This is a genomic window from Rheinheimera baltica DSM 14885, assembly GCF_000425345.1.
GTDB classification, from domain to species: Bacteria; Pseudomonadota; Gammaproteobacteria; order Enterobacterales; family Alteromonadaceae; genus Alishewanella; species Alishewanella baltica.
In genome coordinates this window covers 1-19,398 of the sequence record NZ_KE384353.1, presented here as the reverse complement: position 1 = coordinate 19,398, position 19,398 = coordinate 1, and the positions used below count along the sequence as shown (strand labels likewise).

Annotated in this window: 17 protein-coding genes; 6 read left to right on the top strand and 11 right to left on the bottom strand. The window is 47.4% G+C overall.

Features of this window, described 5'->3' with window-relative positions:
- Positions 1-23 precede the first annotated feature (23 nt).
- Together H595_RS0120660 and H595_RS23285 are read left to right on the top strand one after the other, a co-directional pair.
- Positions 24-389 (top strand): DUF3718 domain-containing protein, encoded by a 366-nt coding sequence (locus H595_RS0120660; RefSeq protein ID WP_027672822.1) that lies wholly within the window; start codon positions 24-26, stop codon positions 387-389.
- Between the two features lie 149 nt (positions 390-538).
- Complete coding sequence (locus tag H595_RS23285; protein WP_051220040.1) at positions 539-1,480, top strand: sugar phosphate nucleotidyltransferase; 942 nt, start codon at positions 539-541, stop codon at positions 1,478-1,480.
- Between the two features lie 25 nt (positions 1,481-1,505).
- On the opposite strand, the gene H595_RS0120650 is transcribed toward H595_RS23285, so the two are convergent.
- The 5 genes from H595_RS0120650 to H595_RS0120630 form a co-directional block, all read right to left on the bottom strand.
- Complete coding sequence (locus H595_RS0120650; RefSeq protein ID WP_027672821.1) at positions 1,506-2,771, bottom strand: Nramp family divalent metal transporter; 1,266 nt, start codon at positions 2,769-2,771, stop codon at positions 1,506-1,508.
- 100 nt (positions 2,772-2,871) lie between these two features.
- A complete protein-coding gene (gene secF / locus H595_RS0120645; protein WP_027672820.1) occupies positions 2,872-3,813 on the bottom strand; it encodes a protein translocase subunit SecF in 942 nt (313 codons plus the stop codon).
- Positions 3,814-3,823: 10 nt separating this feature from the next.
- The gene (gene secD, locus H595_RS0120640; RefSeq protein ID WP_027672819.1) at positions 3,824-5,677 is read right to left on the bottom strand and encodes a protein translocase subunit SecD; all 1,854 of its coding nucleotides are present in this window, start codon (positions 5,675-5,677) and stop codon (positions 3,824-3,826) included.
- Between the two features lie 91 nt (positions 5,678-5,768).
- Positions 5,769-6,083 carry a hypothetical protein gene (locus H595_RS23280; RefSeq protein WP_037055758.1) on the bottom strand — a complete coding sequence of 105 codons (315 nt, stop codon included), beginning with the start codon at positions 6,081-6,083 and terminating at the stop codon, positions 5,769-5,771.
- Positions 6,084-6,300: 217 nt separating this feature from the next.
- Positions 6,301-6,993 (bottom strand): tellurite resistance TerB family protein, encoded by a 693-nt coding sequence (locus H595_RS0120630; protein WP_027672818.1) that lies wholly within the window; start codon positions 6,991-6,993, stop codon positions 6,301-6,303.
- A 155-nt stretch (positions 6,994-7,148) separates the two neighbouring features.
- On the opposite strand from H595_RS0120630, the gene H595_RS0120625 reads away from it, so the two are divergent.
- The gene (locus H595_RS0120625) at positions 7,149-10,403 is read left to right on the top strand and encodes a S41 family peptidase (protein WP_027672817.1); all 3,255 of its coding nucleotides are present in this window, start codon (positions 7,149-7,151) and stop codon (positions 10,401-10,403) included.
- A gap of 90 nt (positions 10,404-10,493) precedes the next feature.
- Here the strand turns inward: H595_RS0120625 and H595_RS0120620 are convergent, their stop codons facing one another.
- From H595_RS0120620 to H595_RS24345, 3 genes are read right to left on the bottom strand one after another with little or no spacing between them, the layout of a single operon-like run.
- A complete protein-coding gene (locus H595_RS0120620; RefSeq protein WP_027672816.1) occupies positions 10,494-11,171 on the bottom strand; it encodes a LytR/AlgR family response regulator transcription factor in 678 nt (225 codons plus the stop codon).
- Positions 11,165-12,667: a sensor histidine kinase gene (locus H595_RS23275; protein WP_051220039.1), complete on the bottom strand. Its 1,503-nt coding sequence runs from the start codon at positions 12,665-12,667 to the stop codon at positions 11,165-11,167. The genes H595_RS0120620 and H595_RS23275 overlap by 7 nt, the downstream gene beginning before the upstream one ends.
- Before the next feature lies 1 nt (position 12,668).
- The gene (locus tag H595_RS24345; RefSeq protein ID WP_169338573.1) at positions 12,669-12,824 is read right to left on the bottom strand and encodes a hypothetical protein; all 156 of its coding nucleotides are present in this window, start codon (positions 12,822-12,824) and stop codon (positions 12,669-12,671) included.
- A 62-nt stretch (positions 12,825-12,886) separates the two neighbouring features.
- Between H595_RS24345 and H595_RS0120605 the strand changes: the two genes are divergently transcribed.
- Complete coding sequence (locus H595_RS0120605) at positions 12,887-13,756, top strand: ABC transporter ATP-binding protein (protein WP_027672815.1); 870 nt, start codon at positions 12,887-12,889, stop codon at positions 13,754-13,756.
- Positions 13,743-16,940, top strand: coding sequence for a M1 family aminopeptidase (locus H595_RS0120600; RefSeq protein ID WP_027672814.1), 3,198 nt, complete (start codon positions 13,743-13,745; stop codon positions 16,938-16,940). The genes H595_RS0120605 and H595_RS0120600 overlap by 14 nt, the downstream gene beginning before the upstream one ends.
- Positions 16,941-17,103: 163 nt before the next feature.
- Here H595_RS0120600 and H595_RS0120595 read toward each other — a convergent pair whose 3' ends face one another.
- The 3 genes from H595_RS0120595 to H595_RS24825 all read right to left on the bottom strand — a co-directional run bounded on the left by H595_RS0120595 (position 17,104) and on the right by H595_RS24825 (position 18,967).
- Complete coding sequence (locus H595_RS0120595; protein ID WP_027672813.1) at positions 17,104-18,237, bottom strand: alpha/beta hydrolase; 1,134 nt, start codon at positions 18,235-18,237, stop codon at positions 17,104-17,106.
- On the bottom strand, positions 18,234-18,590 hold the full coding sequence (locus H595_RS0120590) for a VOC family protein (RefSeq protein WP_027672812.1): 357 nt from the start codon (positions 18,588-18,590) through the stop codon (positions 18,234-18,236). Before H595_RS0120590 ends, H595_RS0120595 begins: the two co-directional genes overlap by 4 nt.
- Positions 18,591-18,706: 116 nt before the next feature.
- The gene (locus H595_RS24825) at positions 18,707-18,967 is read right to left on the bottom strand and encodes a PLDc N-terminal domain-containing protein (RefSeq protein ID WP_027672811.1); all 261 of its coding nucleotides are present in this window, start codon (positions 18,965-18,967) and stop codon (positions 18,707-18,709) included.
- A gap of 200 nt (positions 18,968-19,167) precedes the next feature.
- Here H595_RS24825 and H595_RS0120580 point away from each other — a divergent pair.
- Positions 19,168-19,398 (top strand): helix-turn-helix domain-containing protein (locus H595_RS0120580; protein ID WP_037054653.1); only part of this gene is annotated, 231 nt, incomplete at its 3' end.

The following is a 19,398-nucleotide window of genomic DNA, read 5'->3' as shown; positions in this document are numbered from 1 at the left end:
ACCCCCTTTAATTGGAGAATCCAATGTTAAAAACAGTACTCTGTGTTAGTGCTTTATTCTTAGTTTCTTCGTTGTCTACGGTGCAAGCAAATGAACAATTGGCAGGCACTATGTGCGGTTATGTTAAAGACGATAACCGCAATCAGCTACGTAAGCTGTTGTCAGATAATAAACTAAACCTACGCAATATTTTTGATAGCATATCCTGCAACAACGAAAATATGCTGCAGTTCGCTATTAGAAGTGACGCCTATGAATCAGGTACCTTTATTGTAAAACAAATGCCGTCTAAAACCTTAGCCGCGTTTGATTATCCACAATGGGCTGATGCAAATGGCTTTGCTTCATCGCCATTGGTAAACGAAATACGTACACGCATTGGTGAATAGCCTGCTGGTTGCCGGGCTGAAAATGTTTAACTAACTTAAGCGCCGTTATGGCGCTTTTTTATGTTCGCTTTTCATTTGATATATATCAAACCAACTATGAAGTTATCAGCTAAGCTTGCTACACCTTGTTTACATCGTAAGAGCGGCTTGTGTGTAAATTGCTTAGCATCGTATTGGCGGGCGGCACAGGTAGCCGTTTAAGGCCGCTGACACAAAAACAGTGTAAGCCTGCGCTAGCTTTTGCGTACCAGCGCAGAATTATTGATTTTGTGTTAAGTAATTTATGGCACTCTGGCTTTCACCAGGTCATGGTGCTAACACAATACCGCCCTGCAGCTTTACACCGGCATTTAAACACCTTTTGGCAGCCTCGCTTTAACCGTGATGGCCAGTTAAAAGTGCATCAGGCGCCATCGCATCTTCAGCAAGGTACAGCCGGTGCCGTCGCTAGCTTACTTGACGTTATTCAACACTATCACGCCGATGTTATTGCCATTCTAAGTGCTGATCATATTTATAAAATGGATTATCGCCAGATGCTGGCGTTTCATCAACACCATAAAGCAGCCGTTACCGTTGCCGCAGTCGCCGTACCGGTCTCGCATGCTCATCAATTTGGCATTATTACAACCGACAAGCAGCAAAGAGTTTGTGGCTTTGCTGAAAAACCGAGTGGTAACATTAAGCAGATAAAAAACAAGCCGGGTTATGCTCTTGCGTCGATGGGTAATTATTTATTTAATGCTAACTATCTGTGTCAACTTTTAGCCAAGCTTGCTTCAGATAAACCTCACGATTTTGGCCATGACATCCTGCCAAAACTATTTAACCAGCAACAAGCCTGTGTATACGACTTTAGCAATAACACCATTCCCGGCCAGCAAAGCCTGCCCCAGTATTGGCAAGATGTCGGTACGCTGTCAGCCTATTTCCAAAGTAAACTGGATATTCTACACCACCCCGAATGGCTTGAGGGTAACACGCAGTTATGGCCGATTCTTGCATCAGAGTTACCCAAATCAAACACTAAACACTGTGTCAGCAAACTGCAAAGAAATAGCCTGGATTTAGCTCATCCGCTTTATTTTTAGCCGGTTGATATCAATTTGTTAACTATTAAACCAGGGCAAACGCCAAGGCCAGGCTGCGGCCACTAAGCACCAGGCTTACCAGTAACACCATGATACCCAGCGCATTTTGCCAACGGCTATTCTTATAATTGCCCAGCATGGTGTGGTTCATTGCCAACAACAAACACAGGCAAATCAACGGCAATAAAATACCGTTAGCGACCTGAGCAAACCAAATAACCTTGACCGGCTTAATACCCAGTGAAGACAACAAGACGCCGCTGATAATAATGAGCAACCAGGTAAGACGAAACACCGGTTGCTTTAAATTTAACGGTTTACCCAGAATACCCGATAACGCATAGGCCGCCGCCAACGGGGCAGTAATGGCTGACGACAAACCCGCTGCGATTAACCCCAGCGCCAAACACCAGGTAGCGGCACTGCCAAATAACGGGGTAAGTGCCTGCGCTAGCTGGGTCACATTCTCCAGCGGTTGCTGTTGGCCAAAAAAAGCCGCTGCAGCGGTGGACACAATAGCGATGGAAATTAAACCACCCAGTGGAATGGCCAGCGCAATATCCTGCCGCGCAGCGTGTAAGGCGTCGGCTGTGGATATTGTCGCTTTTGGCCATTTTTGCGCTGATGCAGCTGCATGTAAAAATAACGAATAAGGCACCACAGTAGTGCCAATTAATGCCACCACACTTAGCACTGCACCGCTTGGGATCACCGGCCAAAACGCACCTTGTAACAGTGCTGGTATATCCGGTTTTGTTAGTAACATAGTGCCAATAAACGCCAGACTCATCAGCAACACTAACGCAATTAAACAGCGTTCAATCAGCTTGTACTGACCAAACCATAACACCAAGGCCGCAACAGCCCCGATTAGCAATGCCCAAAGGTTAAGCCCGGTATGGGCTTTCCATGCCAATAACAAGCCGCTATCGCCAAACACCGCATCGGCGCCCAGCCCGGCACCGCTGATATTGCCGCCCTGATAAGCACTATTACCCAGCACCATTGCCGCCACCACTAACAATAACAATGGCCAACGCAGCAGAGGATGCTGCACCAGTTCGCGCAGGTTTTCACCCAGCCCACGCCCGGTAACAATGCCCAGCCTGGCCGCCATTTCCTGTAACACCATGGTAGCGAACACCGAAAACAGTAGCGCCCAAACCAGACCATAGCCATAGTTAGCACCGGCCAGTGAAGCCGTAACCACCGTCCCCGGGCCAATAAACGCCGCAGTAACTAAAGCAGCGGGGCCAAACAAGGTTTTGTTATGATTTTTAGTACTTTGCATAAGGCATGACACATAAAATAACCATGGCGCTACCTTAGCATAAGGCAGCGCCAGCGGGTCAAATGTTCATGGTAGCCGTGGCGGATTTAACATTAAGACATCACAGCACAGCGCCCTCGCCGTCTTCCGCTACGGGTGCTGGTGGTAACATATCCTCTCTACTGATACCGAGAATTTCAGCAATCGCACTGGCAACATAAATAGAGGAGTAGGTACCTACCGCAATACCAAACAACAGCGAGGTAGCAAAACCATGAATTAACGCACCACCAAGATAAAACAACACAATTAATACCAACACGGTTGTTAGTGACGTAATCACCGTGCGGTTTAGTGTTGAGGTAATAGCACTATTAATAACCTCGTCAGTACTAACATCACGAAGCTTGCGAAATGTCTCCCGAATACGGTCAAACACCACGATGGTATCGTTGATGGAGTAGCCTATTAGCGCCAATATTGCTGCCAGTGCGGTTAAATCAAACTCCAGTTGCAGTACTGAGAACAAGCCCAGCGTCAGGATCACATCATGTGCCAACGCCACGACTGCCCCCACCGACAAGCGCCATTCAAATCGCAAAGCGACATACAGCAATATGCCGACCAGGGCCGTAAGCATGGCCAGGCCACCGTCTTGTTTTAACTCCTCACCGACGCTTGGGCCAACAAACTCGACCCGGCGCATGGTTACCGGTTCGGCCTGCTGCGCATTGAGTGCCTGTAATACTGTGTCGCCAACCACGGCCTGAGCAATTTCTGCGCGCAGCGGTATACGGATCATCACATCACGGCTGGTGCCAAACAACTGCACAACAGCATCGCCATAACCGGCGCTGTTAAGCGTTTGGCGCACGGCAGCTAAATCTGCGGGTTGGCTAAAACCGGCTTCAATCACCGTACCACCGGTAAAATCCAATCCCCAGTTAATCCCATTGATGAAAAACGAGGCTAAAGAGCCAATAAGAAGTAGTATCGATAGCATTACTGCTGGCCACTTTAACCGCATAAAATTCAGCGGTTGTGAAAGATTAAATACCTGCATGCTGAGCTCCTTATACTGGTAATGACTGCAAACGGCGGCCACCCCAAATTGCGTTAACCACTAAGCGCGTTCCCACTACAGCGGTAAAAATTGACGTTAAAATGCCAATGGCCAGTGTCACCGCAAAGCCTTTTACCGGCCCGGTGCCAACACCAAACAGCACCAGTGCCACTAATAAGGTTGTAATGTTAGAGTCGGCAATAGTGGCAAAAGCACGGTCGTAGCCCAAATGTATGGCTTGCTGCACCGACTTACCTTCAGCCAGCTCTTCGCGAATACGCTCAAAAATAAGGACGTTGGCATCTACCGCCATGCCCACGGTTAGCACGATGCCAGCCATGCCAGGTAAGGTTAATGTGGCACCGGGGATCAGCGACATAACACCGACTATTAGTACCAAATTGCCCAGCAGAGCCACATTCGCCACTAAACCAAAGGCTTTGTAATACAGCGCCATAAACACCAGCACCGCTGCCATGCCCCAACCGATAGCCGTAAGCCCCAACTCAATATTTTCCTGACCAAGGCTTGGCCCTATGGTACGTTCTTCAATAATTTGCACCGGTGCAATCAGTGCGCCGGCTCGTAGTAAGGTTGCCAGATTTTGCGCCTCTGCCGGGGTGTTGATACCGGTTATGGCAAAGTCCCGCCCTAATCGCGTGGTGATGGTAGCGTCGTTTATGACTTCCTGCTGTTTCACCAGAACCCGGTTGCCGTCAGCGGCAATCTCGGCACCGGGCTTGTATTCGGTAAACACGGAAGCCATGCGCCGGCCAACCGCATCTTTGCTGGCTGCTGACAACATAACGCCGCCTTTGGTGTCCAGTTTAATATTGACCTGTGGCCGGCTGTAGTCATCATAGCCCGACATGGCGCCACTAATATGATCGCCGGTCAGCATAATACGCTTTTCCAACAACAGCGGCTGGCCATCACGGCTATAAAACAACTCAGATCCCGGTGGAGTTCTGCCATCAATGGCGGCACTAATATCGCCCTCGGTATCTACCAGGCGAAATTCCAATGACGCAGTAGCGCCCAAAATTTCTTTTGCCTGCGCCGTATCTTGCACACCCGGCAATTGCACTACTATGCGGTCCGAACCTTGTCGCTGCACTAATGGCTCTGCCACACCAATGTCATTGACGCGGTTGCGGATAATGCTAATGTTTTGTTCCATAGCATAATCACGAATGTCTATAATTTGTTGCTCGCTAAAACTGAATTGCAGGCTCAACGCCGCAACATCGGCGTTAAATATCAGGGCTCGGTCACGTTGCTTCAGTGCGGCTTCTGCTTTGGTTACCTCTTCAGCAGTGCGAAACTGTAGCAAAACCTGGCCAGTGGCAGGCTCTGCTTCAATGCTGCGGTAACGGATATTATCTTCGCGCAAGTTAGCCCTAAAGGTTTGCGCCATATCATTCAGGTTTTTGTCCAGCGCGGCTTTAATGTCTACGGCCAATAAAAAATGCACGCCGCCGCGTAAGTCCAGCCCCAGTTTCATTGGCGATGCGCCTATCGCGGTTAACCAGTCAGGCGTGGCAGCTGCCAGATTCAACGCAGTGATGTAATCATCACCCAGTTGCGTAGTGGCGATATCACGGGCCTGCAGTTGATCTTCTGTGCTGTTAAAACGTACCAACAGTTGACCGTTGCTAAGCATGTCAGAAGTTGACGCGATACCTGCAGCCGTAAAATGTTGCTCCAATGCAAGCTGGGTTTGCGCGGTGATAACACCGCCGCGTGTTGCGCTGATATTTAAGGCGGGATCTTGCGGATATAAGTTTGGCAACGCATACAGCAGTGCCAGTAATAACATGCCCGACACCAGGATATAGCGCCAAAGCGGGTTTTTATTTAACATAATTTTTTCCTTCACATAGCCTTAGCCGGTAAAGCGTCGCCTTACCGGAAAAGCAAATACATAAACAGCTAGCTTGTAGCTGGATTAAGCGTTAAGGGAAGGAAAGTTGCGGTGGAGCCCGCGCTTGAACTGAAAAAGTGAATAGCCGGCCAACTTGCACCAGAACGACCAAAATAACCGGAAAATCAGCGTATTGTGTAACGGTAAGTGGTGTTGGCAACAACGCGACAGGTGCATCATCAATATCCTGCAGCGTGCTCAGTATCGGTTGTGGTAGCGTTGGTGTAATAGCATAAAGTTGTGAGTCTGCCAGCGGCGATAAGCGCACATCATGCACGGCCAACGCTTGTGGCATGCACAATAAACTTAGATAAAACAGTATGGCGACACTACTTAGCCAGCGCATAACACCTCATTTGCTACTTTTTATCGTGCGCTGCTAAGCAGTACAACGTTAAAGCATAATGGGCATTAGTGTGTTACAGCACAAGCCTTAGCTGCAGAAAAATATCAGTAAGTACACAAAGCCAGCCGGCTAAGTAGCACCGGCTATCGCTTTTCGCTGATAATTTATACAAACAAGCTGTATCGTTCAGGAATATACCTATTGCAGAGGGTTATTTTTACCCTGACGCATGCCGGGCTTGCTGCTCTAGCTCTGCTTTTAATGCTGGTTCTAGCTTTAACTGCCGAGCCAGTTCAGTTAAATAGCTTCTCTCCATAAAATTTTCTTCATCCACCACCAGCACACTGGCCAGATACATTTCGGCTGCCATCTCGGGGGTTGTTGCACTACTGGCAATCTCTGTCGGATCTAACGGTTTTTTCAACTCAGCGTCAAACCAGTGCAATAACGCACCGTCTGACGTAAGTCGGGCAACTTCGTTATCAATAAGATCCCGTTCGCGATCATCAATATGGCCATCTGCTTTAGCCGCACCAATAATGGCACGTAAAATGGCATGACAGTGCTGCTCTGCTTGTGGTGCGGGTAACCTATCTACGGTTTGTGGCTCGGCTTGCGATACCTTACTACCCTGCTGCTTCTGCCAGTTGCCGTAAGCTTTATATGCCACTACGCCCAGCGCAGCTAAACCACCGTAAGTTAATATCTTACCGCCCATTTTTCGGCCTTTTTTACTGCCAAGCAGCAAGCCAAGGGCGCCTCCACCTAGCGCGGCCCCGCCTCTGCCTGCTAAGAAACCACTTACACCACCACTGTTATCATTCTTACCAGACGACGCGTGGCTTGTGTTACCCGCTAACAAATCAGCACCTTGTTTAAACAACTGATCCAATAAACCTTTTGTATTCATCGCAGCACCTTTATTCGTTTATCTAACAGCGTCTGACCCGGCATAAGCTAAAAAATTCCCTGCTGACATTAACTGTTACAACCTGATGTTTTGCCCTACTGGGTTAATGTGCTTTACTTGTTGTCGAATTAGCACCATAACAACAGGGATCTCTCATGTTTAAACCACGTTATCTTGCCTTGTTTTGCGCACTGGCAACCGGCTCAGCCTTTGCCAGTGACGGCACCCGCTTACTGCGCGAGCCAGATATCTCAGCCGAGCATTTAACCTTTGTCTACGGTGGCGACATTTGGCTTAGTGACCGCAGTGGCAACAATGTACGCCAGCTTACCAACCACCCGGCAAGCGAATTTGCACCGCACTTTTCCCCCGACGGTAAATGGATTGCCTACTCGGCCAGTTTTGATAACAACACCGACGTATACATCATGCCCGCAACCGGTGGCAGCGCTACCCGGCTAACCTTTCACCCGGGTGCCGACGTGGTAAACGGCTTTAGCGCCGATGGTAAAAAGGTTCTGTTTGCCTCAAACCGTGAAATTGAAAATAGCCGCAGCAATCAGCTATACGAAGTACCGGTAACAGGTGGCTTTGAAGATAAATTAATGCAAGCCGTAGCCTATGAAGGTGACTTGTCGGCAGATGGTAAAAAACTGGCTTACCGGCCTAATAATATGGCCTACAGTGGCCCAAGCGGTTGGCGCCTGCACCGCGGTGGCAGCACACCACCGGTGTGGATTATTGATTTAGCCCAGCAAAAGCTGGAAAAGATCCCCCACCCCAATGCCAACGATTTCAACCCGTTTTGGCTTGGTGACAACGTTTATTTCCTGTCCGACAGAGACAACAAAGCCACTAACCTCTACCGCTATGCCGATAAAAAAGTGCAGCAGCTTACCACCAGTACCGAATGGGATTTAAAAAGTGCCGCTGGTTTTGGCGACACTATTGTTTATGAAGCGGGTGGATATTTAGCCCAGTTTGACGTTAAAACCGGCAAGGTTAGCCCGCTTAGCATTACTATTCATACCCAGTCAGAGCAAAAACGCCCGCAGTGGAAAGACGCCAGTAAAACCCTAACCTCAGCACGGTTATCCGCTACAGGCCAACGGGTTGTAGTTAGTGCCCGTGGAGATGTATTTTCCGTACCGGTAAAAGATGGTAGTACGCGCAACTTAACGCAAAGCAGTGGCGTGCGTGAATTTGACGGCCTATGGAGCCCGGATGGCAGCAAGGTTGCCTATATTTCGGATAAAGGCAATAAGCATCAGCTGGTGCTGCAAAGCCAGGATGGTTTAAGCGCACCGCAGCAGTTTGAACTGGCAGATACCGGCTACTTCAACCTGTTAAGTTTTTCGCCTGATGGCAAGCGTATTGTCTATCACGATAACCATTTAAACCTGTACGCCTTTGATATTGCCAGTAAGCGCAGCCAAAAACTGGATACTTCACAGCGGCGCGGCGGCTTTGAAGTGTCCTTCTCGCCCGACAGCCGCTATCTGGCCTATACGTTAAGTGGTGCAAACTACTTTAGCCAAATTAAGCTGTTCGACTTTAACAGCAACAAAGCCACGCTGATTACCGACGGTATGAGCCATGCCGAAAGCCCAGTATTCAGCCAGGACTACCTGTACTTTACTGCCTCGGTTAACACCGGTCCGTCGCAGGTGGGATTAGATTTATCTACCCAAGAGCGCCCGGTACGAAAAGGGATTTATGCCTATGTGCTGTCGGCCAAAGGTAAATCACCGTTACTGCCAAAAGACGGTGATGAACCGGTAGAGAAAAAGACCGACAAAAAAGATGACAAGAAAAAAGACAAAGAAAACGATACGGCTGTGAAACCAGTACAACTGGATTTTACTGGCTTGCAAGACCGTATTGTCGGCCTGCCGGTTGCCGAACGTAACTACGACAGCCTTGCGGTGGCAAGCGACGGTGCCTTGTTTTACGTTGAGCGCGTGCAGCCGGGTATTAGTAACGAGCCATCTGGCAACGACGACAATGACGGCACCTTATATCGCTTTGATTTTGAAGAGCTAAAAGCCGAAATAGTTAAAGAAGGTATAGCCAGCTATAACCTGAGTAATGATGGCAAAAAAATCTTACTGCTGAATATGCCTAACGCATTGCAAGTGTCAGATGCCGGCGCCAAACTGGATGCAAAACCGGTTAGCTTAAGCGATGTGCGCAGCTTTGTTACCCCGGCAGAAGAGTGGCAACAAATTTTCAATGATGCCTGGCGCATGCAAAAAGAGTATTTCTACGATGCCAAGCTGCACGGCATTGATTGGCAAGCGATTTATGATAAGTACCAGCCAATGCTGGCTCATGTGCAGCGTCGCGAAGACTTAAACGATGTGTTAGTTGAAATGATTGCCGAGCTGCAAGTAGGCCATAACCGCATTGGTGGCGGTGATGTCTACGCTGGCGTGTCCAGCAAAATGGGTTTACTCGGGGCCGATTACCAAATTAGCAATGGCAAATACCAGTTTAAAACCGTGTATCAGGGCGATCGCTGGAGCCCGTTTTTAAAAGCACCGCTTGCTACCCCGGGTGCCAGTGCCAAAGCCGGTGATTATTTGTTGGCAGTTAATGGCCAGGAACTTAGCGCGAACGACAACATTTACGCCTTTTTCGACAACACACTGGGCAAGCAAGTGGTACTAACCCTGGCTGACGATGCCAAGGGCAAAAACCGTCGCAATATTACCGTCGAGCCGGTGGCGAATGAGCGTGAACTGCGTTTATGGCACTGGGTAGAACGCAACCGGCAGTACGTGGCAGACAAAACCGATGGCAAAGTGGCCTACGTTTACCTGCCCAATACCGCAGGCGGTGGTTTCTACTTCTTTAACCGCATGTTTTTCGCCCAAACAGACAAGCCCGCCGTTATTATTGATGAGCGTAAAAACGGTGGCGGCCAGGCAGCGAATTACATTACCGAAACTCTCGGCCGGGCGTTTTTATCCGGCTGGAAAGACCGTGATGGTTTAACGTTCTCTACTCCAGGCGGCGGTATTTATGGCCCTAAAACTATGCTAATTGACCAGGATGCTGGCTCGGGTGGCGATTTCTTACCTTGGGCATTTAAGCGCTTAGGCTTAGGTAAAACCATTGGTACCCGCACCTGGGGTGGGCTAATTGGTATTTCGACCAACCCACCGATGATCGACGGCGGCTTCCATGTAGTACCGTTCTTCCGCTTCTATACACCAGATAATGAATGGCGGGTAGAAAACGAAGGCGTCGCGCCGGATATCGAGGTAGAGCTAGACCCTATCGCCGTAAACAAAGGCATAGACGTACAGCTGGATCGCGCTATCGAGCATACGCTTAGCGAACTAAAAGCTAACCCACCAGCAGACCATACCAAAGCCCCGGCCATGCCGACCAAGCTAGGTATGTAAGCTGTCGCCTAAATGCAAAAAACCGCTGCCCTGCAGCGGTTTTTTTATGATTAACATATTAAAATGGTCTACGGCGCCGCATTCGCACGGTTACAGCAATCCAACCAGAGATTGTTTAAACAATCGCCCTACTTTAACGACAAGTCCCCCTTCAATTCGAACATGATCATTGTCCACTGCAACCACTTTATCTCTGTTGACAATAAATGACTTGTGAACCTGAACAAACTGCTGCCGTGGTAGCTGTTGAACCAGCCGTTTTAACGAACTGCTAACCAGCGTCATGTGTTCACCTTGCCATACTTTTACGTAGTTACCGTAAGCTTCTATCCAGGTGATGTCACCCAGCAGGAACTTACGTTTTTCGCGATCAACTTTAAGCATAAGATAAGCATTTAACGGTGAAACAGGAACATCGATTCGACGATGCACTTTGTTTAACGCCTCGATTAAACGTTCAGCGCTAACCGGTTTTAACAGATAATCGACCACGTCCAGCGCAAAGCCATCAATAGCATACTCTTGATAGGCGCTAATAATAATCACATGGGGCCGATTGCTCAGTACTTTGAGCATGTCGATCCCACTTAATTCCGGCATATTGATATCCAGCAGGATCAAATCAACCCGGTGGTGAGCAAGATAACTCAGGGCCTCAGTCGCGTTGTAGCAGTTTGCTACTATTGCAATATCATCACGCTCATTTAAATGATGTTTAATCACGTTATGGGCCAGCGGCTCATCATCGATAATGACCGTGTTTAACATGGCTCTAGTTCCATTGTTAGCTCGGCACACCAAAATGCACCTTGTCGTTGCGCCATAAATTGGTGCTTTCCGCCATAGAGTAACGCCATGCGCCGCTTCAGGTTATCAAGCCCGATGCCTGGAGCATGCGAAATGGCTTTGTCAGGCAAACTATTAACACAGCGCATCAGCAGTAAGCCGTTCTCAACAGAAATGTTTAGATTAATTGTACATGGCGATTGGCTAGGTTCAACGCCATGTTTAAACGCATTTTCAAGCAAGGTAATCAACAATAACGGCGCTATTTTCCACTTATCTGCTTGGTCTGGGAACGATGTGCTGAGTTGGCATTTATCCGGGCTGCGGATCGCCTGCAGCGCCAAAAAATCCTGCAAATACCGGATTTCCTGCGATAGTGTTACGCGCTGCTGTTGACCTTCGTATACGGTATAACGTAGCAAGTTGGCTAATTGCAACACCAGATTGGGCGCTTGCTTAGAACCGGTTAATGTTAGCGAATATAAGTTATTCAAGGTATTAAATAAAAAGTGTGGGTTAACTTGTTGCTGCAGCAGTTGTAGTTCAGTCTGGCTTTGGCGCTGGGCAATTTCGGCTAAGGCCTTGTCTTGCTGTTGTCGTTCAAACGCCAAAATGATGGGTGCACTGATCGCTAAAACGAAAAAACAAACGCGAAAATTAATCGGCGCAAAGACATTGTAGTCTTGCGACGGTATAAGGGTAAATTCCGGAATATTAAGCGGCAACCATAACACCACAGCACACAATATTGGCGTCATCACAATAATGCTAATCAGGCAACTTGCGACATAGGCAAACACACCGCTACGGGCCAATATTCGACGGATCAGCACATAGCGGTTTAGCCAAAAGACGAATAAAAAAGTCGAACCTATTACTATAAACTGCCACAAGTATTGCATAAACAATTCAAAATTCATGATAACAGTGTCACTGCGAATAACGGCTTGTAGCGGTTGATTTCGTAGCGGATCATCGGTTGAAGCAAAGATACCGGCCATCATCACCGCCCAGACAACCATCATCAACAACAGCACTGAATTCAGCGAGAACAACCTTGATATAAACAGGGTATAACGGCTGCCATGACTTCTGGCCAATAGCTGGCTTAAACCAAAACCAATACTCGCGATGGTTAAAAACAGCCAGGCTTGCATCTCGAACAGTGTCCATTTTGCATACACAAGACTCATGTCAGCCAACATAAAACACAGCATTGGATAAACAATAAAGCCAATACACCAGATTACCGCTGCATAGCGTTTCGATGGTTGAAATGCGACATAATGAGCAAGCAGCAACGGTGCGCTTTGCAGCACCAGCTGGAGAAAGGTTGTGATAAATACCACCGCGCTTTGGCTATGCACAGAGAAATTGCGAATTGATGTTTCAAGTAACAACGCCGCGATTAATCCCAGCTGATTCTCCATGATGGCGGTTAACTGTTGTTTAAACCTAACTGACAACTGAAATTGCATCTTAGTCTCCTTGGCGCACAATACCGCCAGCCTGACTGCAAATACGGTAGTTGTCATCGATTACATGACAAAACACCAATATCACTGACAAAAGGAGCATTTTCCAGATAAATAAGCGGTGTGATTCATTCATCATCATCACTGGGGGTTTCGTCATAGTGTGCTTGTTGGCGGGTATCGGGCTGCCTATGCTGAACCACGATTCTGAAGGAAAAAGCCATGCTATCAATAAACAACCTCTGTGTTACTTATGCAGACGGTACCCAAGCGTTACGTGATATTAATCTGCAGTTGCCCACAGGTATGGTGGGTTTGTTAGGGCCAAATGGTGCCGGTAAATCTACCCTAATGCGCACACTCGCCTGCTTGCAAACGCCGGATAAAGGGCAAATACACTTTGGCGACATTGATACACTAAAACAGCCGATGGCCCTGCGCAGCCAGCTGGGTTACTTGCCACAATATTTTGGTGTTTATCCGCACATGAGCTGCTATGCAATGCTGTTGCACATGGCCATATTAAAGGGCATTAACGACAAAGCACAACAACAGCAGCAAATTGAAACCTTACTTGAACTAACCAATCTTAGCAGCGTTGCCAATAAAAATGTCGCCACATTTTCTGGTGGTATGCGCCAGCGGTTTGGCATTGCCCAAGCCTTGTTAGGCGACCCTCACCTGTTAATCATGGATGAACCCACCGCAGGGCTCGATCCCGCAGAGCGTGAGCGTTTGCATGCGTTGCTGGTGAATATCAGTAAAGACAAACTTATTTTGCTCTCTACCCACATTGTTGAAGACATCGAAAATTTATGCCCGTTTGTAGCACTCATTAACACCGGCCGAATTGTTGAAAGTGGCAAAGTACAAAGCTTGATAGCACCGCTGCAAGGACGGATCTGGCAAAGTCCGGTGCGGCCAGCAGATAGCAGTACCGTTCTCAGTGAAAGTTACCGCTTTGGTTTGCCCGTATACCGCCTGCTAAGTGAGCTACAACCTTGTGATGAAGCCATCCCCGTCGTTGCCAGCCTGCAAGATCGCTATTTTTTTGAGTTATCACACAAGGTAAATGCTAATGATGTTTTATAACGAATGGCGCTATTTAGCCAGGCAACCCGTGGTGTGGCTAGCTTTTGTGCTACTGCCGCTTGTCGCCTATGTGTTTGCTGAAGGTATGGGTGGAATTGACACCTTAGCCGACAAACGATTGCAAGTTCTGCAGATGACGCTGTTGATGATGGCCCTGCCGCTTTTATGCGGCGCTCTGGCGCCAATAGTGTTTTTACGTGATCACACTCACAGTATGTCAGAGTTAATTTTGGTGACACCGCAAAGTCCGCTGCACCGGTTGTTGTATCGTTTCATTGTCATGTGTTTGCTCTGTGCCGGCCTCATGCTGCTTGGCTTTTTTATTATGTGGATTACGCTCAGCCTGGAATACGGTTTTCAGCCGCTACTGTTGGCCTTAACCCTCTGGGGTTTTGCGTTAATGGCCCTGCCAGCCTGCGCGTTTTTTACCGCATTAGCATGCTACACCGCCCAACGTTTTAAGTCTGTCGTGGTGATCTATGCAATATTTTGCAGCTTATGGCTAATGTATCTGGTGCTGGCAAGCCTGACTGGCGCCCCCATGTTAGCCGGCAGTAGCATTCGCTCTGTGTGGTTGTTTGATGCAATGCGTCTGCTGGACCCATTTGGCAATACGCCCCTGATCGCTATGTATAACAACATTGCACCAAACACGGCACCAGATCTTTATGGCGATGGGCATTTTTATCTAAACCGACTGTTCTACTGCCTGCTGGCTATCGGGCTTTTTGTACTCAGTTTCAGGCTTAAACCCCAACGCAACAGCGTTAAACTAATGCCTGGCAAGGCCGAACAGCCAGCCAATCTAAACAGGCATTACCAAACAGTAACTGCCACGCCAAAAGCAGCATGGCAACTAGGGCAACTTACGCGAATGGCACTGTTATTTATGCTTAAGCAGCGCTTGAACCAACTTATCCTGCTTGGTTGGACCTTCATTATGTTCAATGAGGTACTGTCGGGTATTAACTATGCAGAGCCACTATCCGTTATCAGTGCCACTAGTTTGGATGCGCTAAATCGCATTACTGATGATGTTCTGCCATTACTCGGTAGCTTTTTAATCGCGTTGTGGGTGTGGCAAGTCAGTTGGTATAACCGGCAAACCGCCATGGCTGAACTGATCTCGGCAACACCCGTGCGCTCCGGCATACTGATTGCCAGCAACATTATTGCGCTGAGTGGGCTTATTTTATTACTGATGTTGCTCAGTGGTGTTGGCAGTATTACGGCTGAACTAGTCGCCAACAGTGACATCAGACTTGAGCAATATCCGGCGCAATTGAGCAAGGTTGCCTTATCGTTATGGCTGCTGGGGGCACTGTTTAGCGTTTTTCATAGCATTTGCCGCTCACCGCTTATCGCAGGGGCTTGGTGTGCAGGCATACTACTAATGAAATACACGCCGCTAAGTGGAAAATTAGGCCTTACCCACACACTGTGGAATATTGCTGCGTCGCCACTGCAACCGGCCGATGCCTTTTGGGGGTTAGAGCAAAGCCAATCAGTGTACTGGCCCTTTATGACATTCTGGATAGTGTTAACCATAGCCTTGCTATGGCTGGCGGGGCAGTGGTCACACCGCAGCACTGGGCTGGTTAATCATAAACATCGCAGACTGTCGTTCAGTTCTGCGGTGTTTATGCTTATTGCATTAATCACCGGCATTAATTTACATAATCACATCATCGATGAAAGACCACTGATGAGCTCAGATTTGCGCCAGCAATGGCGTGCAGAGTACGAACAACACTACGCCGCCTGGGAGTCAGCCGCTCAACCTGTTATCAGCCATATTGACGCCAATGTGGATTTCTTTCCGCAAGCTGGTAACGCGGTTTTTGTGCTGAATTACACCCTGGAAAACCGAACAACAAAGACTATCGATAAACTCCTTATTGGACATGCTACGGCAACGCCGATTGAGCAACTTGAGCTATCTGTTGCTTACACCTCGCACTATGATAAACGTCTTAGCCAATACACGCTGACATTAGCAAACCCACTCACCCCGGGCAGCACGGTGCATTTGCGCTCGCGCTTAACATTCACTCAACCACAGCATTGGCCAGCGGTAACACCACAATTTGTCAAACCGTCGTTTAGTTATATACGTGGCTTTCCATTGTTACCCACAGTTGGGTTTCAACCGAAGTACACCCTTCGCGATAAACAGCTGCGCCAGCGTTATGGTTTAGCGCCGCTTAATCTGGCCAAGCCATCAACCTTGTTCGCTAAGCCAGACGCAAACCACGCCAGTTACGACTGGGTAACGTTGCATTCAGTGGTATCTACCGATGCCTCGCAAACACCACTAGCGCAAGGGGAGCTGGTTAAGCAATGGCAACAACAGGACCGCAGTTATGCCGAGTATCACACTATGGCGCCCATTAGACATGCCGCAGCCTGGTATTCCACTGGCAATACGGTGCTCACTGAGCAGCACGATAATGTCACGCTGTCGGTTTACAGCCCGGAAATAAACGCGGCGGCAAGGCTTAATATGCTGGCGATGCAAGATACATTGAGCTGGATGGCACAACACATTACGCCATATCGGGGATCGCGGCTGAACTTGTTGGCAACGCCCAGCGTGGGCCCCAGTGGCTATGCATTGCCCCAGATGATCATGATTGACTATCAGCTGGGTTTTCTCGCAACACCGGCAAAAGATGCAGGATTCGATCAACGCTATCGACGGGCGGTACACGAAACCGCGCATCAATGGTTTGGCCATGATTTAGGCAATGGAGTACTGGAAGACCGCGCCTTTCTGGTGGAGTCTTTGGCGAAATACATCGAACTGGTGTTAATTGAGCAGCGCTATGGCAGCCAGGCCATGCAAGCACTTGTTGATTATGAACGGCAGCGCTTTCAACGTGCGATGATAGGCTCCAGCGTTAAAACGCAAGCATTAGTGGATGCGACAGAGCAGCATGATATGTATTCACGCGCGACCTTAGTCTTTGCCATGCTACGTCAGCAATTAGGTGATGATGTGTTAAGCCATGCACTTCGATTGTTGTGGCAACAACATGCGTATCCAAACACTCCTGCCACGTCGATGGACTTTGTGCGGACACTGAAAAGCTTAATCGATGCGAAACAACAGCAACTGGTTGATGCGTTATTACTGGGAACAGATATTAAGCTGCTGCAACAAGTGGCAGCAGTTGAAGAATAATCAGCGCCGCGCTCTTTGAGCTGTCACTTAAATAAAAACCGCTGCCCTGCAGCGGTTTTATCGGCCATTAATAATGTTGCACGACAGTTTTTAATCACTCAAGGCTAGCGTTAAACAACACACATGAAATCAATATCTCTGGCCACATTGCTTAAGCTTAATGTTAGGTAAATAAGCCTTCAAGCTGCTCTTTTTGTTCAGTGCTAAGTTCACTTACCGACTTTAATGCAGCTTCAAGTGCTGCTTTAGCCGCATCCGGCAAATTAAAATGTAAGTAGGCTTTTATTAACGCACTATGCGCATTTAACGATCGCGGATACGTTTTAATATTCCACTTAAGCAGCGCCAACGCATCTTCTTGCCGGTTTAGGTATTGTAACCACTGGCCATATCCAGCGGCTCTATCTTCTGGGATCACCAATGTTTGGTTGAGTAGCGCCGAACGGGCCTTAAAAACAGCTTGAAGATCAGCCAGCGTTTGCGGTGTTTCAGGTATTGCCCAATTTGGAAATAAATGTTTTAAACCATAATATTGCCCCAGCAATGTTGTTGAATTATGGCTTTCATCACTAAAGGTTTTTACTAACACATTTAGGTTTTTACTTGGGTATCTATTAGTTAATTCAACCAGCTGTTGAAACGGTTCAGTCATAGTAGGTTCTTCATTCGCAATAGACATGAATAAACGCCCTTTTAGCGCCTGATTTTTAAGCGCCTCTTCAGCTAAATTCAGTAGTTGTTTATTGTTCCAATACAATGAGGGGCTTATCGCAATAACACCATTGAACAAATTTGGGCGTTTAATTAAGGCATTTACTGCAAATTGGCCGCCATGCGATGTACCAGATAATGCCTGGTAAGCTGAGGTGCGATAGCTGCTTTTAATGAATGGAATAACCTCTTGTTCAATATAGCTAAGAAAACGATCGGCCCCGGCCACACTTTTAGACTGTTCGTTACTGTCTTTCGTTAATGTTAGGTCCTCTGCCCGCTTATGTCTTGGATTGACGATACCAACCACTATCATGCTGGGTGCTACATCAAACTTTGATAAATAATCTAGCGTTGCAGCGGTATGAGGTCCTTGTATGTCACCGTCTGTAATATATAAAACCGGAAACGATTGCGTTGACTCTTCATAGTCCGCTGGCAGGTACACAACCAACTCGCGCGTTTCAGTTAAAATTTCGCTCTCAATAGTCGTTTGTTCAATTTTGCCAAATTTTTCAGCAGCAAAAACGCTAAAGTGAAAAAAACACATCATCACAAGTATTAAATTTACGGTTATTTTTTTCATTTGTTGAACTCACGAAGTTGAATGTGGTTACCATCACGATCTGCGATGTTTGATACTTTAAATATTGGATTGCTCCACTCGCCCTCGAATGATTGGCCACCTAATTTAACAGCCTTCTCACGCGACATAGTCATATCATCTACTGTGAGGAAAAGCTTAATGGGGCTGAAGGCTTTAGTCGAAATATCGAATGGTGGTACATGAATGATTAAGTTGAAGCCATTCGTTTCTAAGCTAATAAAATCATTGGTTTTGCGAACAACTCGCATACCAAAAAGTTTCTCATAAAACTCTGATAGGTTGTTCAAATCGCCAGAATAGATAAGAACACCGTTTTGCGCTGGCCCTGACATGTGTTGTTCCTATTCATCCATAAAGCGGCAAGCACCTGTTGCTAGCCGCTGTCCGCAATATTTTCGTTACTTGCTATGTGCGCGCTGGTATTTTTTGTTTTGCCGTATTAAGTACATCATTTTAAATACATTTTTATAGGCATACCGTTATCATTTCTCAAAATCCTCGTGGGTTTATTTTCATCCATTCGTGCTTTCCACTCAGGTTTAACTACGAGGTAGTAATAGACAATAAACCCAAGCCATGACAGGAAAAAGGAAATTAAGAACCAGATTATTTTATTTTCACCAGAGGCCTTCTTTGACATTAACGCTGTAACCCAAGGAAGTACATTGAGAATAAAGAAAAACAAAAGAAACAAAAAAAGTATGTCCATAAATACCTCTTACTTATAAATTTTCATGTAAGCAAACAACGAATCTTTAGAAAACTCTCTTGAGCACACAGCATTACTACCCAAGCCATTCTGTTTTGTCACCGGCAATGTAAAACTGACCCACTAACGACAATTTAAAATTGACCCACCTGAGGCAAAATTACCGCCGACATTAATTGAATTAAGGCGGTGTAATTTTAATGCTGACTCAGGAGTTATTAGTGGAAATCCATGTGTTGCACCGACAAGGCCAAAGCATTCGTGCTATCGCCAAAACATTACATGTATCACGCAATACTGTTCGTAAGTATCTGCGGGATATTGCTAAAACGCCAGCCTATAGTGAACGTGCTGATCGGGCTTCAAAACTTGACCCCTTCAAGACGTATCTGATGGAACGGATTGCTGCGGCTAAGCCGGATTGGATACCG

Excerpts from the sequence above, each read along its gene's own strand:
- H595_RS0120660 (WP_027672822.1), top strand. The coding sequence starts at position 24 with ATGTTAAAAACAGTACTCTGTGTTAGTGCTTTATTCTTAGTTTCTTCG.
- H595_RS0120650 (WP_027672821.1), bottom strand. The coding sequence starts at position 2,771 with ATGCAAAGTACTAAAAATCATAACAAAACCTTGTTTGGCCCCGCTGCT.
- secF (WP_027672820.1), bottom strand. The coding sequence starts at position 3,813 with ATGCAGGTATTTAATCTTTCACAACCGCTGAATTTTATGCGGTTAAAG.
- secD (WP_027672819.1), bottom strand. The coding sequence starts at position 5,677 with ATGTTAAATAAAAACCCGCTTTGGCGCTATATCCTGGTGTCGGGCATG.
- H595_RS23280 (WP_037055758.1), bottom strand. The coding sequence starts at position 6,083 with ATGCGCTGGCTAAGTAGTGTCGCCATACTGTTTTATCTAAGTTTATTG.
- H595_RS0120630 (WP_027672818.1), bottom strand. The coding sequence starts at position 6,993 with ATGAATACAAAAGGTTTATTGGATCAGTTGTTTAAACAAGGTGCTGAT.
- H595_RS0120625 (WP_027672817.1), top strand. The coding sequence starts at position 7,149 with ATGTTTAAACCACGTTATCTTGCCTTGTTTTGCGCACTGGCAACCGGC.
- H595_RS0120620 (WP_027672816.1), bottom strand. The coding sequence starts at position 11,171 with ATGTTAAACACGGTCATTATCGATGATGAGCCGCTGGCCCATAACGTG.
- H595_RS23275 (WP_051220039.1), bottom strand. The coding sequence starts at position 12,667 with ATGCAATTTCAGTTGTCAGTTAGGTTTAAACAACAGTTAACCGCCATC.
- H595_RS24345 (WP_169338573.1), bottom strand. The coding sequence starts at position 12,824 with ATGACGAAACCCCCAGTGATGATGATGAATGAATCACACCGCTTATTT.
- H595_RS0120605 (WP_027672815.1), top strand. The coding sequence starts at position 12,887 with ATGCTATCAATAAACAACCTCTGTGTTACTTATGCAGACGGTACCCAA.
- H595_RS0120600 (WP_027672814.1), top strand. The coding sequence starts at position 13,743 with ATGATGTTTTATAACGAATGGCGCTATTTAGCCAGGCAACCCGTGGTG.
- H595_RS0120595 (WP_027672813.1), bottom strand. The coding sequence starts at position 18,237 with ATGAAAAAAATAACCGTAAATTTAATACTTGTGATGATGTGTTTTTTT.
- H595_RS0120590 (WP_027672812.1), bottom strand. The coding sequence starts at position 18,590 with ATGTCAGGGCCAGCGCAAAACGGTGTTCTTATCTATTCTGGCGATTTG.
- H595_RS24825 (WP_027672811.1), bottom strand. The coding sequence starts at position 18,967 with ATGGACATACTTTTTTTGTTTCTTTTGTTTTTCTTTATTCTCAATGTA.